We start from the raw sequence: 23,914 nt of genomic DNA, 5'->3' as shown, positions 1-23,914 counted from the left end.
GGTTACCTCCTAAGCTGTTCCATCACAATTTTTTTCATCCGCTCTACATCCGGAAATATTCCTGTCCACTTTTCAAACGCCAGCGCTCCTTGATAAATAAACATACCGACGCCGTTTTGCACAATGGCATTGCGCTCCCGTGCTTCCTTTAACCATTTTGTTTCTAGCGGATTATAAATAATGTCGGAAACAATCGTTCCTTCTTTCAGGTTGGCAAGCGATAGCGGTATTTCTTCCATGTTTGGATACATGCCGACCGACGTTGTATTAATCACAATATCATATTCCCCTAAACGTTGTTCCGCTTCATTTAGAGAATAAGCGGCTGATGAAACTGCAGCATCGCCTTCCTCAATAAGCTGTTTTGCTTTGGGTACCGTGCGGTTGCAAATATCGATCTGTTTTGCCCCGCGATCGATAAGCGAAAAATAAATTCCTCTTGCCGCTCCACCGGCGCCGATGAGCAAGATGCGCTTGTCCTTAATTTCGACGTTTGTTTCTTCTTCGAGCGCCCGGACATATCCAGGGCCATCTGTATTATAACCGATTAAGCGTCCATTTTCATTGACGATCGTGTTCACAGCACCGATGCGGCGCGCCTCTGCATCGATATCATCGAGCAACGGCATGACAGCTGTTTTGTGAGGGATCGTTACATTTAACCCGGCAATCCCGAGAGCCCTCACCCCGGCGACAGCATCCTTCAAGTATTCCGGTTCTACATGAAAAGCATGATAGTGGGCGGCGATGTTCATATGACGAAACGCATCGTTATGCATAAGCGGCGACAAAGAATGATGAACCGGACAGCCAAACAGCGCGTATAGTTTTTCCATTTTCTCCCCTCCCGTTTATGATGCTTACACAGTCCACTAAATCAATGATTTTCTGATGAAAATGTCGACTCCTTTTGGGGCATAGGCAATCACTTGCGCTCCTGGATCATGGCAAGTTACCCAGCCAAGCCCGGAAAATACGATATCGGTTTTTCGTTCTTTGATGGTAAATGCATGCGCCTCTAGTGGCGGAAATTCCGCGGCATAATGTTTGTTTGGCGGCGAAAGAAGCTCGCCTAATTGACTGGCATATAATGCATCTGCTTTTTCTAACTTTGTCCGATGAATCAGTAATTCATTGGAAAAGTAACAGACGAAAGGCCGACGTCCTCCTTTGGTGTAGTCAAGCCGGGCAAGGCCGCCGAAAAATAACGTTTGCTGTTCATTTAACTGATATACCCGAGGATGGATTTCCCGCTTTGGCGTAATGGTTTTTAAATCTTTTTTATCCACAAAGTGCGCCATCTGGTGATGGTTAATAATTCCCGGCGTATCGTAAAGCGTAGCTCCATCCTCTAATGGAATTTCGATCATATCTAACGTTGTTCCCGGAAAATAAGAAGTAGTAATGACATTGCCTTTGCCTGTGACTTCTTGAATAATCCGGTTAATAAACGTCGATTTCCCGACATTCGTGCAGCCAACGACATACACATCTTTGCCGAACCGGTATTTCTCGATGGCTTCCATCACTTTCGCCATTCCGATTCCTTTCACCGCGCTCACTAAACAAATATCAACCGGTCTTAAACCGAGGTCGTTTGCCGACTGCTTCATCCAGTGAATCAGCTTCGGGTATTTCACGGATTTCGGAAGTAAATCTACTTTATTACCAACAAGCAAGATCGGATTATTGACTGCAAATCGATGCAAACCTGGAAGCCAGCTTCCATTAAAGTCAAAAATATCGACGATTTTAACGATTAGTGCGTCCGATTGTCCGATACGGTGCAAAATTTTTAAAAAATCATCATCAGTCAGAGAAACATCTTGTACTTCATTATAATGTTTCAAACGAAAACAACGCTGACAAATGACTTCTTCTTTCTCTAGCGCACTCTCCGGGGCATATCCAGGCTTTGTTTGATCCTCCGATTGGATGACTGCTCCGCAACCAATGCAACGAATTTGTTGTTCCACCATCATTCCTCCCAGTAAACCATCCCTTTTTTACGCATTATATTTAAAATTTTCCGTTCTATCTTGCGATTAAATCGGGTCCACAGTCCGTCTGTCTGCGCGACAGGAACGACCAAAATTGTATTTAACCCCAAACGATTGCCGCCAAATACATCTGTCAGCAATTGATCGCCAATCACAACCACTTCCTCTTTGCGCAATTGCATCGTCGCTAATGCCTTTTGAAAGGCACGCGTCAGCGGCTTTCGGGCTTCAAAAATAAAGGGAATTCCAAGCGGTTCCGCAAAAGATTGCACCCGCCTTTTGTTATTATTCGATACAATCATCACCTTAATGCCTTCCCGCTTCATCTTTTCAAACCACTCTGTTAGCTCTGGAGTAGCGCACGGCCGATCCCATTCGACAAGCGTATTATCCAAATCGGTAATGATCCCTTTAATCCCTTTCTCTTTTAACTCGCTAGGGGTGATATCCAATACGCGTTTGACAAACTGATTTGGCAAAAAATAATGAAACACACCAATCACCTTACCTTTTGGCCTTTTCTTTGCCTTTCCTCATCATACATAATTTTTGTGTACCTTTCAAAACAAACTTTGACAAATATATACACAGAAAAAAATTTTTTCGACAAAATCCCTTATCCACAAAAATGTGGATAAGTTTTACCCACATCATTCACAAGCTAATTATCATGCTTTTACAATCTTATAAACATGTTTTCCACATGTTATCCACGAGTCGTTGTGGATAACAGAACGGTTGTTCTATTCCGGAAATCATGATACAGTTAAAGTAACTTACCATTATATGTATCAATTACAAATTATATTCCATTGCTGAAGGGGGTTTCAGCATGAAGCATCTATCCGATGAGCTGTTGATCGAATCGTATTATAAAGCAAAAGAGCTGAATTTAAATCCTGAATTTATTGCGCTCATCGAAAAAGAAATCCAGCGCCGTTCGTTAAGTCATAAAATTAAACTGTCATCCTGATTCGCCTCAGGGCTTTTTTTTTATTTTAAGTACCCAAGCCGCTCCCCAACTTTAATTCCCATGGGCACAACGATCCGTTCATCAAGCTCAATGCTATCTTTTTCAAATAATAAAACAACAGTAGAGCCAAAAGAAAAGTAGGCAATTTCCTGTCCTTTCGTCAATTCTTTGCTTGCATGAGTAAGCTCAATACTGTTGACAAACATCGCACCTATTTTTACAATCGCAACTTGTTTTCCGTTTGCATCGACTTCCGTGATCATGCGATAGTTTTTCGACAGCGGCTGTTTCCCGTACTTCAAGCCAAGACGATTGACAGGATATGATTTTTTTCCAAGCGCCCATTGCCTCTGCACCACTCCAGATATTGGACTGTGAATGCGATGATAATGGCTTGGGCTTAAATATAAAATAATAAATAATCCGTTCAAATATTTTTGGGCGGCCTCGCTGCTGCCAAGCATCTCCGCAATCGAATACGTTTTGTTTTTCACAACGATTTCACTATTTTCATGAATGATGCCAATATCTTCAATAATGGCATCGACCGGACTAATCACACTGTTTTCGGCTTCGTCAATCGGCCTTGTCCCCGCTTTTAGCCTGCGAATAAACAATTGCTGCAACGTTTTATAATGTTTTAAGTTTTTTTCCATCTCTTCTTGATTAATATGATAAATTTTTGCATATGATGGAATAAGTACTGCACTTAAACGGGATTTCGTAAAAATGGCAATGATTTTTGACGAAAGCCAATGATTTGTCAATTCAATCAGCAGGCGATACAACCATTTCAGCAAACATATTCCCTCCAATTTGTGGCGATAGTGTTTTTTGCTACCTTTCATATTACAAGTAAAATGAGTATAATGGTAGTAGATTTTGCCGGCCGTGTTTTATGGCGAAAAAGGAGTGAGGAGAAATGTTTTTATCCGATTATTTAGATTACACATTAAAAAAATTAAAAGCAAACATGGCAAACATCTTAACCATGACTAATTTATCGCTTGGCGGCTTCTCCGTCCTAACGACGTTAAAAGGGCAGCTTCATGTCAGCCTGCTCCTTATCTTTTTAGCGGCCTTGGTCGATCGCTTTGATGGAGCTGTTGCGCGGAAACTAAACATTGAATCGGACCTCGGCAAACAATTGGATTCAATGAGTGATATCATATCCTTTGGAGTGGCCCCTGCATTGCTAATGTATCAGAGTTTGCTGTACGAATTTGGTGCACCAGGTGCATTTTTCACTATTTTATATATCGGCTGCGGCGCCTTTCGGCTTGCGAGGTTCAATATTACAGAAAATAACGGCTATTTTTCCGGGCTTCCCATTACGGCAGCAGGAGTGCTGCTGACGTTAAGCTACTTAACGATTCATTATTTTCCCCCGCAGTTTTTTATTTTCCTAATGATCACCCTATCGTTTTTAATGGTCGGAACATTTAAGCTGAAAAAAATATAAAACTAAGCAAGGCTGTCCTTTCCAACAGCGAAATCAAACGGATTGGGCAGCCCTTTTGTTTCCTTACCACACTATTTTCCCTTTTCAATCTTTGTTATTAATTATATGATAAATGTGGATTTATTATAAAGCACAAAAATGGAATATTGTGTTTTTCATGTAACGGGGGGATTTCATTGGATAAAACATCGATTATTGGAATTCTTCTTGGCATCATTGCTGTTGCCTTAGGAATGTTCTTTAAAGGGGTCAATCTAAGTGTATTAATTAACCCGGCAGCAATTTTCATTATTATCGTCGGAACAATCGCTTCTGTTACCATCGCGTTTCCGGCCCGCGAAATAAAAAAAATACCGAAGTTGTTAGCCGTCATTTTTAAAGAACAAAATATTCCAACGGTGGAAGAATTGATTCCGTTGTTTGTCGACTGGGCGAACATAGCCCGGCGTGAAGGGCTGCTCGCCTTAGAAACAAAATTAGATGAGATTGGCGATCCATTTTTGCGAAACGGTTTAAGCATGGTGATTGACGGTCAAACGCAAGATTTTATTCGCGATGTCATGACCGAAGAAATTGAAGCGATGGAAGAGCGACACGAGGCAAATGCATCTATTTTTTCACAAGCAGGTACATATGCGCCGACACTTGGAGTGCTTGGTGCAGTCATCGGACTCATTGCGGCACTGGGGAATATAGAGCATATCAGCGAAATTGGCAAGGCGATTAGCGCGGCATTCGTCGCCACCTTGCTTGGAATTTTCACTGGATATGTGCTATGGCATCCATTTGCCAATAAATTAAGAAGAAAATCAAGGGAAGAAGCAAAAATACGGCAAATCATGATAGAGGGAGTCCTTTCTATTTTGGAAGGACAAGCGCCACGAACGATTGAACAAAAGCTTGCTTCCTATCTTTCAGAAGGCGAACGTCGGAAACTGATGGAACAGGGAGAAAAAGGAAATGAGTAAGAAAAAGAAAGTGAAGCAGGCAGGGAATATGAACGAATCCTGGCTGATTCCGTACGCTGACTTATTAACGCTATTGCTTTCCCTTTTTATCGTTTTGTTTGCGAGCAGCCAAATCGACCAAAAAAAATTCCAGGAAATTTCCCGCTCATTTAGCGCCTCGTTTACTGGCGGGACGGGTGTCCTTGATTTTGAAAGCCCGGTTGAGCCAAAACAGCTTCCTTCGTCGTCAAAGCAAGACCATAAACATAAAAGTGCACTCGATAAACGAGATAAAGAAGAATTACAGAATGTAAAAGAAAAAATTGATGAGTACATCGTGCAAAATCATTTAAACGGGAAATTGCAGACCTCTTTAACGGAAGAAGGATTGGCGATCACCATATTAAACGATATTTTATTTGATTCGGGAAGTGCAGAAGTACGGGTAAAAGACCGGAGGCTCGCTAAAGAAATTTCCCAGCTGCTCGTCATGAATCCGCCGCGCAATATTATTATTAGCGGACATACGGATAACGTGCCGATTCATAATGCTCAGTTCGCTTCCAACTGGGAGCTAAGCGTGATGCGGGCAGTAAATTTTATGAAACTGTTATTGGAAAACCCGAAGCTCGATCCGCGCTCGTTTAGCGCAAAAGGATACGGGGAATTTAAGCCGGTTGCATCAAATGATACTCCTGAGGGGAGGATGAAAAATCGGCGCGTCGAAATTTTAATTTTGCCGCACACGAAAACATCACCCTATTCCCTTCACTGAAAACTATCGTTTGCACACCGAAGCAAAAACAGGCTGGCAAATATGTGCCAGCCTGTTTTTGCTTAAAGCTTAAAAGAAAATTTGATCACTCCAGCCTTTACCATTGTTTCTACTAAAATCACCAATGCCGGTCCAATAAACAATCCAATGAAACCCAGCAACTGAAACCCTAAATAAACGCTGATTAATGCAGCCAAAGGAGAAATGCCTAAGTTCGTTGAGAACACTTTTGGCTCAATAATTCGGCGCAATACGGTAATAATGACAAACAATACAATAAGACCGATGCCAAGCCCGCTATGGCCATTGGCAATGCTGATGACTCCCCAAGGCACCAGCACAGAACCGGTTCCTAAAATAGGCAAAATATCTACAATCACAATAATTAATGCCATAACAACAGCATAATCCACTTTTAACAGTAATAAGCCGACCAAGGCAATAAAAAAGGTGATCAAACTGAGCAAAAACTGCGCTTTAATAAAGCCAATGCCGGCTTTGCTTAACTGCGCCACCACCATCGCCAGCCGCTGATACGTGCGCTCGGACAAGTATTTTCTCGTTCCCCTTTTTAGTTTCGGCAAATCTAAACTAATGAGAAACAACGCTACTAAATATACTAAGAAATGAATAAGAAAACCGGGAATAAGCGTGATATAATGAACAATCGACTGCGTTAAATTAGTGGCAAACTCTAAGAGTAAATGTTGAATTGTTTTTACACTGTTTTCCAATGAATGAATAATTTCTTTCGGAATCGAACTCGAGTACGACTCCCACATCTGAATTAAGTCATCTAAAACTTTCGTCGTCTCACTCAAAAAGTGCGGCAGTTTTTGCGAAAAAGTCATCATTTGCTGTACAAGGATGACGATCAGGAAGTAAAAAGAAATGCCAACGATGACAAGGAATAACGAAAAGATCGCCGTTACCGCATGCGCCCGTTTCAACCGATAATGGATTTGCAAGTGCTGCACTGACGGCTCCAGTAATAACGCCGTCGCTAGCGCGAAAATAAGCGGCAAGCTGTATGGTAGCAGAAATAATACTACGGCGAGAATGAAAGCAATAATAATAAACTTTTTCACTATCGTACCCCATTCAATTAGATTTTTTGAGCAGTCCCTATCATAAATATAGAGAATGGAGACAAAACAATCAACCATCGTGAGCTCCCCATCACAGCTTCGTTTGATTGTAAGAGATCACATCCGCTTGCGCCGATACATTTGGACGCCGATATAAACGACAATAGCAATGACCGCTGCCGCCATAATCGGCCGCAAATACGGGCGAGCAATTTGATCAATCTCCTGCCAGTGGCTTCCTAGTCGTTCCCCTAAATAAATGAAGAAAATCGACCACGGAATAATCGCGCACGTTGTATAGAAAGTGAATTTTTTCCACGACATTTTCGCGATGCCCGCCGGGATCGAAATAGCGTGGCGGACAACTGGAATGAATCTCGCAGTAAATATGACGCCTGGACCGTATTTTTCAAACCATTGTTCCGCTACATCAAGATGTTTCTTTTTAATCAACAAATATTTTCCGTATTTATCAAGAAACGGTCTGCCGCCATAATACCCCATCCAATAAAGAAACAGCTGGGCGATCGTTCCGCCGATCGTTCCCGCTATCACCGCTCCAATCAAGGATATTTCTCCACGCGATACCAAATATCCCGCATAGGCAAGTACAATTTCGCTTGGAATAATTTCAATCATTAATGCCAAGGCGACTCCGAAATATCCTAAATCCGCCAAAAAGGTAAAAACCGTCTGTACCAACTCGTGCATCGTTCTCCTCCTATGTATGTATATTAAAGCCAAGCCGTCCATTACAACCCTATTCCGCAACCAATTATACTATACTGCATGGCAGAAAAAAATAAATTTATCCATAGAAAAAAAAAGCTGTCTTTTTCGGACAGCTTTTCACCATCATGCACTTTGCTGCAGCTTGGAAATATATTGTTTTGCTTTTTCTTCGTTATATTGTCCTTCCCATTTGGACATAACAACCGCCGCCAGCGAGTTGCCAATGACGTTGACAACCGTGCGGGCCATATCCAAAATGCGGTCGATTCCGGCAATAAACGCCAATCCTTCTACCGGAATGCCAACTGTTCCTAGCGTCGCGAGCAACACGACAAACGAGACGCCCGGCACTCCGGCGATTCCTTTTGATGTTACCATTAACACAAGTACAAGGGAAATTTGTTGCGAAATCGGAATATCAATGCCGTACAGCTGTGCGATAAAAATGGCAGCCAGCGCCTGATATAACGTAGAACCGTCTAGGTTAAACGAATAGCCTGTCGGAATGACAAACGATGTAATCGCTTTCGGGCAGCCGAATTTCTCCATCTTCTCCATAATTTTCGGAAGAACCGTTTCCGAACTCGCTGTACTGTACGCCAGAATCAATTCGTCCTTTAAAATTTTGATAATATTAAAAATATTTATACCAACAAGCTTAGCAACTCCACCAAGCACCGCAACAATAAAGAAAATCATCGTTGCATAAACGAGAATGACAAGTTTGCTAAGCGGAATGAGCGATTCAACCCCAAATTTCGAAACTGTTACACCGATCAGCGCAAACACGCCAAACGGCGCAAATTTCATAATTTGGTTTGTCACATAAAACATCGCTTCCGCCGTACCTTGGAAAAACTGCAACACCGGCCTCCCTTTCTCCCCGATTGCTGCTACGCCTAAACCAAACATAACCGAGAAGAAAATAATTGGCAACATATTCCCAGTTGATAACGATTCAAAAACGTTTTTTGGAACAATATTGACAAATGTTTCAACCATCGAATGGTGTTGCACTTCGTTCGTTGTATCAATATAGCTTTGAATATCTGTTTTCTCCAACGATTTCATGTTCACGCCGGCTCCCGGCTGAAAAATATTCGCCGCCAATAAACCAACGACAATCGCAATCGTCGTGATAATTTCGAAATAAATAATCGTTTTTCCGCCTAGTTTTCCAAGCTTCTTCAAGTCTCCAACATTAGCAACGCCTACAACAAGGCTTGAAATCACAATTGGAATGACAATCATTTTGATAAGGCGAAGGAAAATATCTCCAATCGGCTGCAAATAAGTAGCTACTTTCGGATTTCCATAGAAAATAGCCCCAACAACAATCCCCAGAACAAGACCGATAAAAATTTGCCAAGCTAATCCAATCTTTTTCACCTCATCGCCTCCTTTGGATAGTTTTTAGACAAAAAACGACAAAATTATTTTACTATTACAACATTCAGACGTCAATAATATTTGTTATTTACGTACGCTTCTTTCTTTTTTTGTTCAAACACGTACAACCCCCTTCCGTCATATACATAAAATAGGCCATTGCCTACAACGACATAGGGTGGGGGGTGACAGAATGTCCGGCATTTTATCAGCGTTTGCGTTTCTAATGAAAGAATTAATGTTTTTAGTATCATACATTAAAAACAATGCATTTCCCCAACCGTTAAGCCCCAAGGAAGAAGAAAAATACTTAGAGCTGATGGCGAAAGGAGATAAACAGGCCCGCAATATTTTAATTGAACATAACTTACGTCTTGTTGCCCATATTGTAAAAAAGTTTGAAAATACCGGCGAAGATGTGGAGGACTTAATTTCCATTGGCACCATCGGCCTGATTAAGGCGATCGAAAGCTACTCGTCCAGTAAAGGAACAAAGCTGGCCACATATGCAGCCCGCTGCATTGAAAACGAAATTTTAATGCATTTGCGCTCATTGAAAAAAACAAGAAAAGACGTCTCCTTGCATGAGCCGATCGGGCAGGATAAAGAAGGAAACGAAATTAGCTTAATTGATATTTTAAAATCCGAAGGAAACGATATTGTGGATGAAATTCATCTGAACATGGAACTTGAACAGGTAAAAAAATACATCGATGTGTTGGATGAACGAGAAAAAGAAGTCATTATTAGCCGGTTCGGCCTTGATATGCAGCAGGAAAAAACACAGCGCGAAATCGCTAAAGAACTTGGCATCTCAAGAAGCTATGTATCCCGAATCGAAAAGCGCGCATTAATGAAAATGTTTCATGAGTTTTATCGGAATGAAAAAGAAAAGCGAAGATAAGTATGGAAAAGGTGTCCCAAGATGACTATTGGGACACCTTTCCTTTTTCTTCTTATTTTGTTAATTTTGTGCTTCCACACTTACTTCCGCTGTTATAATCAATGCTATCGCTGCAGTAACCACAATCCCCATCACCATTGCGAACATCCCTTGTTCCCCCTCCTTGCATTTCTTCCTCTTTCATTTTACACGGAGGAACAATCGGTTTCTTTGCATGGTTGTGAACAATTTATGAAATCACAGAGGTAACTATATCCAACTGGAATATGTTTACAAACAGTTTTTTGGTAAAAATGGCAATAAACCTGCCTCTCCAACAAGAAAAGGCAGGTTTATTTGTCCGTTTCCCGCAATAAGCGGATATATTTGATCGCTCGTTGAAAAAAGGAAAACGCGCCTATTAACAATATCACAATGAAACTAAGCAAATACGCCTTTTTCTCCGGCGCAATCGTAGGAAGAAGCGTGCCAATATACAAAAAGACACTTAACGCTAGCAATACGCCAGCAAACATTTTGTAATCAGCCGCTTTTTCCTTCCATTGTTGCTTTTGCCGTTCCATCGCTATCCCCCCACTTTCCATCCTTAACTGTATCATACAGGACAGCAAATGTGGGGATGTAATTTTAACCATGCAATGCTTGCGCTAAATCTTCAATTAAATCTTCCACATCTTCCAATCCAACAGAAATGCGAATCAACCCATCAGTAATTCCTAATTGTTCACGACGTTCTTTCGGAATGGATGCGTGCGTCATTTTCGCCGGCAGCGAAATTAAACTTTCCACCGCTCCCAAACTTTCCGCAAGCGTAAAATAGCGGACACGGTTTAACACTTGATCGGCTTTCTCCGCACTTCCGACATCAAAGGAGACCATGCCGCCAAATCCGCGCATTTGCTTTTTGGCAACCTCATGGTTTGGATGTGTTTCCAATCCTGGATAATATACTTTTTGGATCGCTGGATGATTCACTAAAAATTCAACGATTTTTCTCGTGTTTTCTTCATGCTCCTCCATGCGCACGCCAAGCGTCTTGATGCCGCGCATAAGCAGCCATGAATCTTGCGGACCGAGAATTCCTCCGGTGGAGTTTTGAATAAAATGTAGTTTTTCTGCTAATTCTTCTGAATTGACAACTGCCAAACCAGCGACCACATCGCTATGGCCTCCTAAATATTTCGTCGCGCTATGGACAACAATGTCGACGCCAAGAGCAATCGGCGTTTGCCAATACGGGGTGCTGAACGTGTTGTCGACGATCGTAAGCAGGCCATGCTTTTTGGCGATGGCGGAAGCAGCTTGAATGTCAGTAATTTTTAAGAGCGGGTTGGTTGGTGTTTCAATGTAAAGCGCTTTCGTATTCGGCTGGATATGTCTTTCGATGTTTGAAAGATCGCTTGTATCAATAAAAGTCGATTCAAGCCCTAGGCGGTTTAGCACTTTTGTCATAACGCGATACGTGCCGCCATACACATCGTCGGTTAAAATGACATGATCCCCGCTGTTAAACAGCATCATGACCGCCGTAATCGCCGCCATTCCGGAGGCAAATGCAAAACCGGCATATCCTTCTTCTAAATCTTTAATCAGTTCTTCTAACGCATGGCGGGTTGGATTGCCGGTGCGCGAATATTCAAAGCCTTTATGACCGCCAACACCTTCTTGTTTATATGTGCTAACTTGATAAATCGGAACAGAAACCGCTCCCGTATGCGGATCACCTGAAATGCCGCCGTGAATGAGCTTTGTTTTTCTTTTCATTATCATATCCCACCTTCATAAATTTTTTTGCTTAAATAGCGCTCACTGCTGTCCGGAAAAATGACGACGATATTCGTTCCCGGCTTTGCTTTTTCCGCTTCGAGCAATGCGGCATGGAACGCGGCGCCAGAAGAACTGCCGACGAGCAATCCTTCTTTGGCAGCGAGCTCTTTGACGCGGCGGAACGCATCTTCATCACGGATCGTATGAATCGCATCAAAGTAGCTCGGATCCATATAGTCCGGCAAAAATTCCATACCGATTCCTTCTGTTTTATGCGGTCCGGGCTCTCCGCCGTTTAAAATCGACCCTTCAGGCTCGACAATGACCGTTTTAATGTTAGGATTTTTTTCTTTTAGAAACGTTGCCGTTCCCATAAACGTTCCGCCCGAACCGGCTCCGGCAACAAATATGTCGATTTGTCCGTCAAGGTCTTCCCATAGTTCCGGGCCGAGCGTTTTATAATACGTTCTTGGGTTGGCCGGGTTGGCAAACTGCTGCGGACAATAGGAGTTCGGAATCTCACGAGCCAGCTCTTGCGCCTTGCGAATCGCTCCTTGCATTCCTTCGCTCGTCGGTGTGTGGACAATTGTTGCACCGAGCGCTTTCATGATTTGCTGCTTTTCAATGCTGAATTTTTCAGGCACGCAAAAAATCACGTTGATGTTTTTGCCAATCGCCGCCAGCGCCAGCCCAATGCCGGTGTTTCCCGCCGTCGGCTCAATGATCGTTCCACCTTCCTTTAATTTCCCTGTTTCTAATGCATCGCGCAATAACTCTTGGCCAAGACGGTCTTTAATGCTTCCTCCCGGGTTGAAAGATTCCAATTTTGCAAATACGCGGACTCCCTCCGGCAGAAGAAATTGCGTAATTTCCACCACCGGCGTATGTCCAATCAGCTCGTGCACATTTTTGGCCACTCGCATTTTTGTCACTCCATTTCTTAACAAACATAGAAAGAGGAAGGGACGCCTTCCTCGGTTTATTGGTTTATTTTTGCAATAATGACAGCATCGATGCGACTAAACGGGCGGAATGTTTTGCCGCCGTATCTAAAAATTGTTCAAATGAGATATCCGATTCCTTGCCGGCAATGTCGGAGAGTGCACGAATAATCACGAACGGCACAGCAAATTGTATGCATACTTGGGCAATCGCTGCCGCTTCCATTTCGACGGCGCAAAGCTCCGGAAACTTGCCTCGGACAAACTCGACGCGCGCCGGATCGTTCATAAACGAGTCACCAGTGGCGATGAGGCCTGTGACAACTTGCACATTGTTAATTTCTTGGGCGCTGCGTTTGGCAATGTCTATTAATGTCTTGTTCGCCTGATAGCGCGCCGGCATTCCCGGCACTTGCCCATACTCATATCCAAAAGCCGTCACATCGACATCATGATGCACCACTTCACTGGAAATAACGATATCACCGACGTTTAACGCCGCTAAAAATCCCCCCGCTGAACCGGTATTAATGACGTAATTCGGCCGGAACCGCTCCAGCAAAATGGCCGTTGCCATCGCCGCGTTTACTTTGCCAATGCCCGATTTCGACAAAATGACATCGACACCGTTGATCCGGCCCGTTGAAAATTCGCAATTGGCGATAACCGTTTCTTTCCGTCCTTCCATTTGGTCACGCAAAATAGTTACTTCTTCTTCCATTGCCCCGATAATCGCTGCTTTCATGTTTCTCCCTCTTCCTTATTTTTCTTGTTTTACCGCCTCCATCACCCATACAAATGCATTTTTTTGTGTAAATGTGACGGAAAAGCCGTGTTCTGTAAATAGTTTTGTCAATACGTCCAATGTCGTATAATATTCACGTTCGAGGTCTTCAGCCAAGTTATGGAAACCGCGCGCCCTTGCCTCCTGTATGGCCTGCTGAAACGCTTGCTTGTCACGGAATGCCGTGTCAGCAAACACTATTTTATCACCTTTTTTTAATAACTTGCCATACTTGGCAATTGCTTCGCCTTTTTCCGCATCGGTAAGATGGTGAAAAGCATATGTGCTGACAACCGTATCGATCGGCTCTGGAGGGAGCGGAAACTGCAAAAAATCCCCGTCCACGATTGACACGTGTGCCCCTAGCTTTTCGCGTGCTTTTTTTCGCATCGGTGCAGACGGTTCTACACCGTACACTGTTTTGCTTTGTTCGATTAGCTTTTTCGTTAAATTTCCTGTGCCGACGCCGAATTCAAGCACGACATTCCCTGCCTTATCAGCGACTGTATTTAAAATATCATCATAATTTGCAAACACCTCGCGGTATTCTTCGTCATATCCTTCCACGGATTGATCATATGATTCCGCCCATTCTTCAAACAAATCAAGAAACTCTCTGCCCATAATGTCACGCTCCATAATTTTTATAATTCCTATGAATATACTATGTTTTATACCTCAAATCTGTTCTCAATGTATCATAAGTTTTTATTTTCTTCAATGATAAATTTTTTTCGTTTTACCCATTCTCTATTTTTCCTAGACAAAATGGCCAGCTTGCGACAAAAATCGCAAATGTTTTCCGCGACCGAATAGATTATAACGTGAAAATCTGCTACACTTGGCGGTGAAAGGAGGCTTGATCCATGAACATTTCTCTCGATCTCATTGAGGATAAAGTCGAATTTTTTGAGGCCGATGATTTGCAGACGCTCGAGAAAAAAATTAACGAACAAATCGAGCATAATAAGGCGCTTTTGCTTCACGTCCACCATGTTTCGCATCAAATGCATGTAGCGGAAAACGGAAAAAGGTTTTACAGCGCTGTCGTCCATTTCAAAGCAAAAAAATAGGCGGATTTCCATCAACACAGGAAATCCGCTACTTTCTTATTCCTTTTCTTTCAGCTTTTGCACTTTCGTCGGTTTCCATCCTTGGTTTTCGACCCATTCGATATATACCTTGTAGTGCTGTGTTTGATCTCTCGTAGAAATGGTGGCCACCGCTTTGTTCGGTCCATTATTGCCAATAAACCACACGATCATATCCGATTGGGAAACTCCGGTCGCGTAACTGACCGCGTCGAGCATTTCCTTCCAATCTACCGAATCTTTTTTAAATTGGGTGACATGCGGCTCCGACTGCGTCGTGCCAATCGGCTGCCATGCCGGATTGACGATTTCTTTCTCGATGTTGGAACCAGGGGCTCCTGGCGTTTCTATCACTTCTTGTTCTTGTTCTTCTTCCTCGCCCGTTTCTTTCTTGTCGGATCGCTCACTTTCTTCATTTATTTGCTGCTTATCCCCCATCTCCACCTCTACTTTTTTATCATCATGATTTTCTTTCGTTTCCGTTTTTGCCGATGTGTTCGCCGCTTGCTTATGCGGCTCGTCGTCACCAGCAAATAAATTCCACGCCACCACCACAATCAGCAAAACAACGACGGCAATGGCGGCATTGAGAATGCGATTGATTTTCCGGCGCTTTGCCCGTTGTGCGAAACGCGGTCCAATTTCTTTTGCCAACCGTTGACAACCTCCCTCATTTAGCTGCTTCTATTGTATCATGGCGACCCTTTCTAATAAACTGTTTCGTCGTTATTCCGATTTTTTGTCCTGTTTGTCAAACTCATATATTTTTTGTACGAGATCGAAAAAGATATCGTTCGTTACCGTCCGTGAACTGTGGCAGTCCAGCTCGACGACGACGAGCGCGTATTTCGGGGCATCGGCAGGGAAATAGCCAGCAAACCATTTATTCACAAGTTCTTCATTGGCAAGTTTTTTTCCGGTTTCTGCCGTACCCGATTTTCCGGCGACCGCATACGGAAGCGATTGAAAACGCCGTCCCGTTCCCTGTTTATCCGTCACCACTTTGCGCAATAACCGCTGCAATTGATTGGCGGTAACCGAAGAAATCGGCGGTTCATCGGAAAACGTTTGCTGCGGAAACGTGAACAAAGTCGTGCCGTTTTTATATAAAATTTTGTCTACCGCCCTCACTTGCCTTGCCTCGCCATTGCGGGCAATCGTTGCCATCATGTTGGCGACCCCCAGCGGCGATACGCGCACGTCTTTTTGTCCAATTGACGTTTGCGCAACGGCAAGCGGCACATGTTTATCACGCTCATCATGCCATATCGTTCCTTTTCTCTCCTCTGGAAATTGTTTAAAATCCGTTTCATGATAGACATCGCCTCGCCATCCGGCGAGCGGATATAAGCCAAGTTTTTTCGCATACGTTTCCAAAATGTCCGGCTCTTGTTCAACAAGCTTTTTCCCAAGCGTCGCAAACGCGTTGTTGCAGCTGACCGCAAAACTTTCCTCAAACCCTAGCGTTCCGTAATCATGATCTCGATCCGGCGTTACTCCATCAATTTTTTTGCCGCAATCAAACATTTCCGTTGACGAAACCATCCCTTTTTCCAACGCAGCGGCGGCAACGACGGTCTTAAATACGGAGCCTGGGATTTGTGGCAACACCATCTGGTTTTCCGCGCCGTGGTTTTTATACGGATTGCGCGGGTCCATATCAGGACGGCTGACCATTGCAAGAACACTGTTTGTTGGGATATCCAATAGTACAATGCCGCCTTTCTTTAAATGATGCTCATCAGCGGCCCTTTCGGCAATTTTTTGCAAATCGCGGTCCATTGTCGTTTTTACAGAAACAGGATAAAATGGATTGCTAGGATCACTATACTTCACGTCAAGGCCAAATAAAGGGCCTCCTTCCGCATCAACATGATACAACAGCTTTGTTTCTCCTTCAGGGATTAAAAATTCGTCAAATGCCTTTTGCAGGCCATGAATGCCAACTTCCGTATGCGGAGGAAGATGCCGCTTTGGGTAGCGGGAACGCAAAAGGCGGCTGTCCGCTCGGGTAAATCCGATTAAATGTGGCGCATATACTTTTTCAAGCGGATACTGCTTGTTTACCGCAAACACACCTGGAATATGCAACTGGTTGATTTTTTCCATTTGTTTTTCGCTCAGCACAAATGGATGGCTGTCCATAGTCAATACAAACGGTTCTTTTGCTTTTTGCAGCTGATCAATGATGACTTGCGGTGAAATGTGAAGAATGTTTGCCACTTGCTCGACAGGCCATTTCATCGTTTTTAAAAACGGGAATAGCACAAGAGAGGGGATATACTGTTTCGTGAGCGGTTTCCCGTTTCGATCCGTAAACATTCCCCTCCCGTCGTCAATCATTAACTCTTGTGTCCGTTGCGCAACGCTTTCCTCAATCAAATTGACTTTCTTCACGGAAAACGACTCTGTGCTCACTAACTGGATTTGAACAAGCCTGCCGATGAGAAGAAAAATGCTGATTTGGATAAGAGCAAGCACCACCATTACTCTTTTTTTCCACATAAATAAAACACCTCATCTTCATTTTCGACGAGGTGTTTTATTTTGAAACCTATTTAACAGCAACAATTTTTACGAGCATTTCGCCACCTGGTGTTTGCACGGTGACTTCTTCGCCAACTCTTCTGCCAAGCAGCGATTTTGCGATCGGGGAGTCATTGGAAATTTTCCCTTCAAATGGATCGGCCTCTGCGCTGCCGACAATCGTGTACGTTTCTTCTTCCCCGTCCGGAAGTTCAATAAATGTCACTGATTTTCCTAAGGAAACGACATCCGGATTTTCCTTGTCTTCTTCAATGATCACCGCATTGCGAATCATATTTTCCAACGTTTGAATGCGCGACTCGACAAATGCTTGCTCATCTTTGGCGGCATCGTATTCCGAGTTTTCCGACAGGTCTCCAAAACCGCGGGCAATTTTAATGCGTTCCACTACTTCCTTCCGCTTTACCGTTTTTAAATATTCAAGCTCTTGTTCCAGTTTCTCTTTTCCCTCTTTTGTCATTGGATATTGCTTTTCATTTGCCATCATCTTTCACTCCTCTATATATTTTTCTTTTTCATGATGTGTATGTAAAACGTACGAACAACGGAAAACGCTGTTCGTACGTTTACTTGTTTATATATATTTATATTGTTTTATCTATGCTATGTTATTATAAAAACGATTTTTGTTCAAGAATTGTGCGAATTTTTGTGACCAGTAAATCAATGGCGACATGATTTTGCCCGCCTTCCGGAACAATGATATCGGCATAGCGTTTCGTCGGTTCGACGAATTGATTATGCATTGGGCGGACGACGGAAACGTACTGTTCGATGACGGACTCGAGCGTGCGGCCACGTTCTTTAATGTCGCGGAGCAGGCGGCGGATAATGCGGATGTCCGCATCGGTATCGACGTATACTTTAATATCCATTAAGTTGCGCAAACGCTCATCCTCTAAGACAAGAATCCCTTCTAAAATAATAACATCTTTTGGCTCGACGTGGATGACTTTATTCGACCGTGTGTGAAGTTTGTAATCATACACCGGCTTTTCAATCGGCTCATACTGCAACAATTTATGAATATGCTCAATTAACAAATCATTATCAAACGCAAGCGGATGATCGTAATTCGTTTTCAGCCGTTCTGCAAACGGGAGATGGCTTTGATCCTTATAGTAAAAATCTTGCTCAAGCACTAAAATCGAGCGATCGCCAAAATGCTCATAAATTGCCTTTGCCACGCTCGTTTTCCCCGAGCCGGATCCACCGGCTACGCCGATGACAACAGGCTTCTTCCCCATGTTAGTTCTCCTTTCTCATCATGTTGTACGGGAAGACTTCGCGCTCTACTTTAAACTTGACGATTTGCAGCGGGTGGCGCGCCGCGTCCAATTCGTTCCCATTTTCATCCCAAATTTTATCTACGACTTGCGTGAAGTTTTCAATTTCTGGACCAAAAAATTCCACTTCATCACCTGGTTTAAAGAAGTTACGCTGCTGCAATGTCACCATTTGCGTTTCTTTATCATAATCGAGAACAAGGCCGGCAAATTCATGGGTCGTTTTGCGGCTGTGCGAACCGTACATATGATCGTTGTATCCTGGCATGCCAGCAAAGAAAGACGGAGCTGTATCACGGTTGGCGCATTTATCAAGCTCTTTTATCCATTCCTCGCGAATGACGAAATGGTCGGGATCCGCGCAATACGCATCAATCACTTTGCGGTATACGCTCACAACCGTCGCCACGTAATGGATCGATTTCATCCGTCCTTCAATTTTTAAGCTGTCGATTCCTAATTCAATCATGGCTGGAATGGCGCGAATCAAATTCAAATCTTTAGCGCTCATAGCAAATGGTGCGTCGTTTTCATCAAAGAGCGGAATCTCTTTATCCCCTTCTAATTTATATAAATCATAATCCCAGCGGCACGATTGACAGCAGCCTCCGCGGTTGGAATCACGCGCCGTCATATGGTTGCTTAACACGCAGCGGCCGGAGTACGCCGAGCACATCGCTCCGTGAATAAACGCTTCAATCTCAATATCGACTTTTTCTTTAATTTCGCGGATTTCTTGCGCGCTCGTTTCGCGCGCGAGCACGACGCGCTCTAATCCTTCCTCTTTCCAAAATTGCACCGCTTTCCAATTAGCGAGCGACTGCTGCGTGCTTAAGTGCACTTCCAATTTCGGCGCCACCCGGCGCGCCGTTTCAATAATAAGCGGGTCGGCGACAATAATGCCGTGAACGCCGGCCTGCTCTAACGCCTGTAAATATTCCTCAAGGCCGGGAATGTTTTCGTTATGCGCATAAATGTTGGCCGTTACGTACACTTTGGCGCCATATTGGTTTGCAAACTGAACACCTTCTTTTATTTCTTCGATCGTAAAGTTATCGGCGTTCGCGCGCAAGCTGTATTCTTGACCGCCGATAAACACCGCATCTGCGCCGTAGTGCACAGCGATTTTTAGCTTTTCCAAGTTGCCGGCCGGAGCGAGAAGCTCGGGTTTTTTCACGATTACGCGTTTGCCGTCAATGATTTCGGAAATTTTATCATTTTTTAGCAGCATCCGCTCATTCCTCCTTTTCTTATTGCCTAGCGTGATGCAACGTATCGCTCGTTTTTGTTGTTAGTAAACCGTTTCTTTAAAGAAAAATCCCGTATCCAATGGGCGGTGTTTCGGCTGAATCGCTTCGATTTTCGCCAGCAGCTCATCCTTTTCTTTTTCGTATTGCGCACGGTTTTCTGCACATAAATCAATGGCGCGGCGATACAGTTTAGTCACTTCGGTAATATAGCTTTGTTCATGCAGCACTCCATCGATTTTAAAGCTGTCAATCCCTGCGTCTACCATCTCGCTCAATTCATCAATGATGCAAATATCGTTTGGACTCATAATATGTGTGCCGTTTTCGTCCTCGAAAATCGGATATTTATTGTCGCGTTCTTTATCATATAAAAACATGCCTTTTTCATATTTTTTTCGTTCGATTTCCATCACTTTTCCTTGATACTCAAAATAGTTGCCGATCAATGAACGCTTCGACTGATACATGCACGTCATTCCGTGCACTTGCACTTCGATTTCTACTTCCGCATGCTTCTTAATTTCCAAAATCGCCTCCATATTTAATTCACGGGCGAGAACGGCGCGCTTTGCCCCCTTTCTCCCCCAGTAGTTGCACGTATACCAGTTTGTCGCCGTCGTTTCCGTATTCCAGTGCAGCTTCATATGGGGAGCGACTTCACGCACCGTCATTAATACGGCCGGATCGCCAAAGACGATCGCATCGGCGCCGACCTCGGCAAGAAAACGAATGTAATCGCCAAGTTCATCGACTTTATCATTGTGAAAAATGGCATTCATCGCGACATATACTTTCATGCCGTATTGGTGCGCTGCTTTCACCGCTTCTGCTACATCCGCGCGGGAAAACTCCCCGGCGAGGCGCAGACCGTAACGCTGTTCGCCGATCATCACCGCATCGGCGCCGGCATTGGCTAAATCATGTATGTGGGAAACGCTCGTTGGCGTCACTAACAATTCTGGTTTTTTCATTGCCTTTCACCTCGTTTTCTTGATATTGCCACCCCATCCCCAACCGGAAGAATGATCGTTTCGTAATCTTTGCGGCCTGCAAGCCATTCGTTATAACGGCGAATTTTCGCCGCTAACTGGCGCATGCGCTTGTTTTCAATTGGCTCCTCTGTTGCAACAAGCCCCTTGAACAACACATTATCCGTAATGATCAAGCCGTTTTCTGCAAGCAGCGGCTCATACAGTTCAAAAAAGCGCTGGTATTGTCCTTTTGCCGCATCAATAAACAAAACATCAAATGGGGCAGCTTTCGCGACATCGCTATAAACGTTGAGCGCATCTCCGAAAATGACGCGGATTTGCCCGCTTGTCCCTGTTTGGTTGATATAATAAAGGGCTCGCTCATATCGCTCCTTATCTCTTTCAATCGTAACAATTTCGGCGGCGGGAAGCGCTTTTGCCATGCGGATCGCCGAATACCCTATCGCTGTGCCGATTTCCAAAATCCGCTTTGGCTGGGCGATTTTCAATATGTGCAGCATTACTTCTATTCCCGTCACTTCCATAATGGGAATATCATATTCTTGCGCGTAACGCTCCATCTCTTTTATTTGCTTATCCCGCTCCGGAATAAACTGCTTAATATATTGGACGATTTCTTTCGATATCAAAAGAGCCCCTCCCCGAAAAAATAAGAGTCACTGAAGGACTCTTATTGTAGGATAGCGATTGATAACTTTATATATACTACCACAAAACATACGAAATGCGAAATATTTTCGCCCGTCGTCCAGCAATTCACATTCGATTCTATTGTTTTCCAATATATTTCTCCTTCTGACGATTATGTTCTTCCAATGTTTTGGTAAAAACAACATCTCCGCCTGGTGTAGCAAGAAAATAGAAATAGTCCGTTTTCGCAGGTTTCAATGCCGCTTGAATCGACATCATCCCCGCATTGGCAATCGGCCCAGGCGGGAGGCCTTTGTAGATATACGTATTATATGGGGATTTTACTTCTAAATCTTTATAATAAACGCGATCTTTATGCTTGCCAAGTGCATACAAAACGGTAGGGTCTGTCTGCAATGGCATGCCCTTGCGGAGGCGGTTGTAAAACACGCTCGCAATTTTTTGGCGATCCGCTTTTTCCGTTGCCTCCTCCTCAATTAGAGAGGATATGGTTAACAGCTGGTGCGGCGACATATTTGCTTTCTTCATATCCTGTTCGTATTTCGCTAACACCTCTGCTGTTTTCCCCAACATCTCCTCAATAATGTCGGAAATAGGAGGCTTTTTTTCATCAAACGAATACGTAGCAGGAAACAAATAGCCTTCTAGCGGATAACGGATGTTTTTATTAAAAATATCCTTCGACAAAACGGTAGGGTATTTTTGCATCAAATGTTCAATATAAGCACGGTCATTTAACTGCTTTAGCACCTCTTCCTTCTTATATCCCGTTTTTTCAGCAATGATGGCCGCGATTTGCGTTATTTGCGTCCCTTCGGGAATCGTTAGCTTAAGTCCGGCTTTTTTCGTTACCTTTCCCGTTTTTAAAACTGCAATAATATTGTCAACGGACATGGAACGATTTAGTTTGTATTCCCCTGCTTGGAAATCCACATGATTTTTAAATTTGACGTAATAGCGAAACACTGTTGCGCTTTTGATCAGCCTCTTTTTTTCCAACAGATTGGCAATCTCATTCACGGAAGAGCCGATAGGAATCGATATATGAACAGGCTTTTTGTCCTGTGGATCGACTGGTTGCAACGCCGACTTGATATAGAAATAGCTGCCTACCCCTATCGCGATACAAGCAATCAATATAGCAGCACAAACGAGCAACACGATTTTTCGTACAATTTGTGCATCTTTTTGTAAAAATTGGTTATTGTCCATTGGAAACCTCCTTTCACTCGTGATATTATACTACAAATTTTTGCATTTTTCGCTATTCGTTTGTCTTTTTTTTTTCAATAAAAAAGATGGCCCGGTATACCGGGCCATCTTTTTCATCCTACTTTTCTCATTCTTCTTGTTCGGCGCAGAACGTATTCCATACTTCTTCAATCATTTCCCATTCTTCTTCCGACTCAATTGGCAGCAGTTCCCCTTCTTGCTCACCTTCACCAGGAATAAATGCCGACACATGAATTTCCGTTTCTTCGTCATCGTCTTCAAATTCTGCACCTACCGGATAATAAAACACATACGATTTTCCAAAGTCCTCTGACTCAAACGTAAACAATATTTCACATAATTGCTCATTGCCGTTTTCATCGACAACAGTAATATGTCGATCGCCATGTTCCATATTTTTCTCCTCCAATTTACTGTTTACTATCCAAATACGACTGCAAAATGACGACAGCCGCCATTTTATCAATAACCTTTCTGCGCTTTTTTCGGCTGAGATCGGCGGCGATTAACATCCGTTCCGCCGCCATAGTAGATAAACGCTCGTCCCACAATATGACTGGAAGGGAAAATTCCCGTTTGAGCAATTCTGCGAAGCGCTGGCTCGCCTCCGCCCGCGGACCAACGGTTCCATTCATATTTTTTGGAAATCCGACGACAATCGTTTCGACCTGATATTCGTCAATAATTTCGCGAAGCCGCTTCAGCCCGTATTCTCCTCGCTCTTCGTCGATTGCGATCGTCTCCAGTCCTTGCGCCGTCCAGCCCAGTTCATCGCTAACTGCTACTCCAAGCGTTTTTGTACCTAAATCAAGTCCCAATATACGCATCGGTTAATCCTTTCGTTGCCCTTGTAAATAGAATTTCACCAATTCCTCAATTAATTCATCACGCTCCACTTTTCGTATTAACGCGCGCGCATCTTTATGGCGGGGGATGTAAGCAGGGTCGCCAGATAATAAGTACCCGACAATTTGATTAATCGGATTGTATCCTTTTTCTTGCAGAGCGTCATACACCGTCAGCAGCACTTCGCGAATATTTGTTTCGGCTGGCTCTTCCGAAAAATGAAACCGCATCGTTTGGTCAAACGAGCTCACCGTCT

General features: G+C 43.5%; 29 protein-coding genes. 6 read left to right on the top strand and 23 right to left on the bottom strand.

Translation table 11 applies throughout. The annotated features are described in order from the left end of the window. Positions 1–2 precede the first annotated feature (2 nt). From aroE to HT574_RS12435, 3 genes are read right to left on the bottom strand one after another with little or no spacing between them, the layout of a single operon-like run. Positions 3–836 carry a shikimate dehydrogenase gene (aroE, locus tag HT574_RS12445; protein ID WP_081160182.1) on the bottom strand — a complete coding sequence of 278 codons (834 nt, stop codon included), beginning with the start codon at positions 834–836 and terminating at the stop codon, positions 3–5. A 36-nt stretch (positions 837–872) separates the two neighbouring features. Then, complete coding sequence (gene yqeH / locus HT574_RS12440) at positions 873–1,979, bottom strand: ribosome biogenesis GTPase YqeH (RefSeq protein WP_017435602.1); 1,107 nt, start codon at positions 1,977–1,979, stop codon at positions 873–875. Beyond that, a complete protein-coding gene (locus HT574_RS12435) occupies positions 1,979–2,494 on the bottom strand; it encodes a YqeG family HAD IIIA-type phosphatase (protein ID WP_175244840.1) in 516 nt (171 codons plus the stop codon). Before HT574_RS12435 ends, yqeH begins: the two co-directional genes overlap by 1 nt. A 338-nt stretch (positions 2,495–2,832) precedes the next feature. On the opposite strand from HT574_RS12435, the gene HT574_RS12430 reads away from it, so the two are divergent. Beyond that, positions 2,833–2,973 carry a sporulation histidine kinase inhibitor Sda gene (locus HT574_RS12430; RefSeq protein WP_017435600.1) on the top strand — a complete coding sequence of 47 codons (141 nt, stop codon included), beginning with the start codon at positions 2,833–2,835 and terminating at the stop codon, positions 2,971–2,973. A gap of 20 nt (positions 2,974–2,993) precedes the next feature. On the opposite strand, the gene HT574_RS12425 is transcribed toward HT574_RS12430, so the two are convergent. Next, the gene (locus tag HT574_RS12425) at positions 2,994–3,773 is read right to left on the bottom strand and encodes a phosphatidylserine decarboxylase (protein ID WP_017435599.1); all 780 of its coding nucleotides are present in this window, start codon (positions 3,771–3,773) and stop codon (positions 2,994–2,996) included. Positions 3,774–3,895: 122 nt separating this feature from the next. Between HT574_RS12425 and pssA the strand changes: the two genes are divergently transcribed. The 3 genes from pssA to motB all read left to right on the top strand — a co-directional run bounded on the left by pssA (position 3,896) and on the right by motB (position 6,157). Next, positions 3,896–4,435: a CDP-diacylglycerol--serine O-phosphatidyltransferase gene (gene pssA / locus HT574_RS12420; protein ID WP_175244839.1), complete on the top strand. Its 540-nt coding sequence runs from the start codon at positions 3,896–3,898 to the stop codon at positions 4,433–4,435. Positions 4,436–4,611: 176 nt separating this feature from the next. Continuing rightward, on the top strand, positions 4,612–5,403 hold the full coding sequence (gene motA, locus HT574_RS12415; protein WP_175244838.1) for a flagellar motor stator protein MotA: 792 nt from the start codon (positions 4,612–4,614) through the stop codon (positions 5,401–5,403). Beyond that, positions 5,396–6,157: a flagellar motor protein MotB gene (gene motB, locus HT574_RS12410; RefSeq protein WP_175244837.1), complete on the top strand. Its 762-nt coding sequence runs from the start codon at positions 5,396–5,398 to the stop codon at positions 6,155–6,157. Before motA ends, motB begins: the two co-directional genes overlap by 8 nt. 62 nt (positions 6,158–6,219) lie before the next feature. Here the strand turns inward: motB and ytvI are convergent, their stop codons facing one another. The 3 genes from ytvI to HT574_RS12395 all read right to left on the bottom strand — a co-directional run bounded on the left by ytvI (position 6,220) and on the right by HT574_RS12395 (position 9,366). Beyond that, entirely contained in the window at positions 6,220–7,245 is a 1,026-nt protein-coding gene (ytvI, locus tag HT574_RS12405) for a sporulation integral membrane protein YtvI (protein ID WP_175244836.1), read from the bottom strand. Between the two features lie 117 nt (positions 7,246–7,362). Continuing rightward, entirely contained in the window at positions 7,363–7,956 is a 594-nt protein-coding gene (gene uptA / locus HT574_RS12400; protein WP_017435594.1) for an undecaprenyl phosphate transporter UptA, read from the bottom strand. A gap of 144 nt (positions 7,957–8,100) precedes the next feature. Then, on the bottom strand, positions 8,101–9,366 hold the full coding sequence (locus HT574_RS12395) for a cation:dicarboxylate symporter family transporter (RefSeq protein WP_175244835.1): 1,266 nt from the start codon (positions 9,364–9,366) through the stop codon (positions 8,101–8,103). Positions 9,367–9,559: 193 nt separating this feature from the next. Here HT574_RS12395 and sigK point away from each other — a divergent pair, with 193 nt between their 5' ends. Continuing rightward, positions 9,560–10,270, top strand: coding sequence for an RNA polymerase sporulation sigma factor SigK (sigK, locus tag HT574_RS12390; protein ID WP_017435592.1), 711 nt, complete (start codon positions 9,560–9,562; stop codon positions 10,268–10,270). Between the two features lie 332 nt (positions 10,271–10,602). On the opposite strand, the gene HT574_RS12385 is transcribed toward sigK, so the two are convergent. The 5 genes from HT574_RS12385 to HT574_RS12365 all read right to left on the bottom strand — a co-directional run bounded on the left by HT574_RS12385 (position 10,603) and on the right by HT574_RS12365 (position 14,386). After that, entirely contained in the window at positions 10,603–10,833 is a 231-nt protein-coding gene (locus HT574_RS12385; RefSeq protein ID WP_017435591.1) for a YrhC family protein, read from the bottom strand. Positions 10,834–10,897: 64 nt separating this feature from the next. Then, positions 10,898–12,034 carry a bifunctional cystathionine gamma-lyase/homocysteine desulfhydrase gene (locus tag HT574_RS12380; RefSeq protein ID WP_175244834.1) on the bottom strand — a complete coding sequence of 379 codons (1,137 nt, stop codon included), beginning with the start codon at positions 12,032–12,034 and terminating at the stop codon, positions 10,898–10,900. Between the two features lie 2 nt (positions 12,035–12,036). Further along, positions 12,037–12,960 (bottom strand): PLP-dependent cysteine synthase family protein, encoded by a 924-nt coding sequence (locus HT574_RS12375; RefSeq protein ID WP_175244833.1) that lies wholly within the window; start codon positions 12,958–12,960, stop codon positions 12,037–12,039. 64 nt (positions 12,961–13,024) lie between these two features. Next, positions 13,025–13,723, bottom strand: coding sequence for a 5'-methylthioadenosine/S-adenosylhomocysteine nucleosidase (gene mtnN / locus HT574_RS12370; protein WP_175244832.1), 699 nt, complete (start codon positions 13,721–13,723; stop codon positions 13,025–13,027). Positions 13,724–13,738: 15 nt separating this feature from the next. Beyond that, positions 13,739–14,386: a class I SAM-dependent methyltransferase gene (locus HT574_RS12365; RefSeq protein ID WP_175244831.1), complete on the bottom strand. Its 648-nt coding sequence runs from the start codon at positions 14,384–14,386 to the stop codon at positions 13,739–13,741. Positions 14,387–14,628: 242 nt separating this feature from the next. Here HT574_RS12365 and HT574_RS12360 point away from each other — a divergent pair, with 242 nt between their 5' ends. Further along, the gene (locus HT574_RS12360) at positions 14,629–14,835 is read left to right on the top strand and encodes a YrzA family protein (protein WP_175244830.1); all 207 of its coding nucleotides are present in this window, start codon (positions 14,629–14,631) and stop codon (positions 14,833–14,835) included. A 36-nt stretch (positions 14,836–14,871) separates the two neighbouring features. Here HT574_RS12360 and HT574_RS12355 read toward each other — a convergent pair whose 3' ends face one another. From HT574_RS12355 to HT574_RS12305, 11 genes are all read right to left on the bottom strand, one after another. After that, positions 14,872–15,507 carry a YrrS family protein gene (locus HT574_RS12355; protein WP_175244829.1) on the bottom strand — a complete coding sequence of 212 codons (636 nt, stop codon included), beginning with the start codon at positions 15,505–15,507 and terminating at the stop codon, positions 14,872–14,874. Between the two features lie 72 nt (positions 15,508–15,579). Then, positions 15,580–17,358, bottom strand: a complete 1,779-nt coding sequence (locus tag HT574_RS12350) for a peptidoglycan D,D-transpeptidase FtsI family protein (RefSeq protein WP_175244828.1) — start codon at positions 17,356–17,358, stop codon at positions 15,580–15,582. Positions 17,359–17,407: 49 nt separating this feature from the next. After that, positions 17,408–17,884, bottom strand: a complete 477-nt coding sequence (gene greA / locus HT574_RS12345) for a transcription elongation factor GreA (RefSeq protein WP_017435584.1) — start codon at positions 17,882–17,884, stop codon at positions 17,408–17,410. 127 nt (positions 17,885–18,011) lie between these two features. Further along, the gene (gene udk / locus HT574_RS12340) at positions 18,012–18,647 is read right to left on the bottom strand and encodes a uridine kinase (RefSeq protein ID WP_017435583.1); all 636 of its coding nucleotides are present in this window, start codon (positions 18,645–18,647) and stop codon (positions 18,012–18,014) included. A 1-nt stretch (position 18,648) separates the two neighbouring features. Next, positions 18,649–19,917 (bottom strand): peptidase U32 family protein, encoded by a 1,269-nt coding sequence (locus HT574_RS12335; protein WP_017435582.1) that lies wholly within the window; start codon positions 19,915–19,917, stop codon positions 18,649–18,651. 60 nt (positions 19,918–19,977) lie between these two features. Continuing rightward, complete coding sequence (locus tag HT574_RS12330; protein WP_061579637.1) at positions 19,978–20,907, bottom strand: peptidase U32 family protein; 930 nt, start codon at positions 20,905–20,907, stop codon at positions 19,978–19,980. Then, positions 20,904–21,557: an O-methyltransferase gene (locus HT574_RS12325; RefSeq protein WP_175244827.1), complete on the bottom strand. Its 654-nt coding sequence runs from the start codon at positions 21,555–21,557 to the stop codon at positions 20,904–20,906. The genes HT574_RS12330 and HT574_RS12325 overlap by 4 nt, the downstream gene beginning before the upstream one ends. A 139-nt stretch (positions 21,558–21,696) precedes the next feature. Then, on the bottom strand, positions 21,697–22,791 hold the full coding sequence (gene mltG, locus HT574_RS12320) for an endolytic transglycosylase MltG (RefSeq protein ID WP_175244826.1): 1,095 nt from the start codon (positions 22,789–22,791) through the stop codon (positions 21,697–21,699). A 127-nt stretch (positions 22,792–22,918) separates the two neighbouring features. Continuing rightward, positions 22,919–23,206: a DUF1292 domain-containing protein gene (locus HT574_RS12315; protein ID WP_017435578.1), complete on the bottom strand. Its 288-nt coding sequence runs from the start codon at positions 23,204–23,206 to the stop codon at positions 22,919–22,921. 16 nt (positions 23,207–23,222) lie between these two features. Then, positions 23,223–23,639 carry a Holliday junction resolvase RuvX gene (gene ruvX, locus HT574_RS12310; protein ID WP_017435577.1) on the bottom strand — a complete coding sequence of 139 codons (417 nt, stop codon included), beginning with the start codon at positions 23,637–23,639 and terminating at the stop codon, positions 23,223–23,225. A 3-nt stretch (positions 23,640–23,642) separates the two neighbouring features. Next, a complete protein-coding gene (locus tag HT574_RS12305) occupies positions 23,643–23,909 on the bottom strand; it encodes an IreB family regulatory phosphoprotein (protein ID WP_017435576.1) in 267 nt (88 codons plus the stop codon). Positions 23,910–23,914: the final 5 nt, after the last annotated feature.

It is taken from the genome of Parageobacillus sp. VR-IP (assembly GCF_013357975.1).
Classification (GTDB): domain Bacteria; phylum Bacillota; class Bacilli; order Bacillales; family Anoxybacillaceae; genus Saccharococcus; species Saccharococcus caldoxylosilyticus.
This window is presented reverse-complemented; position numbering and strand designations above follow the sequence as displayed.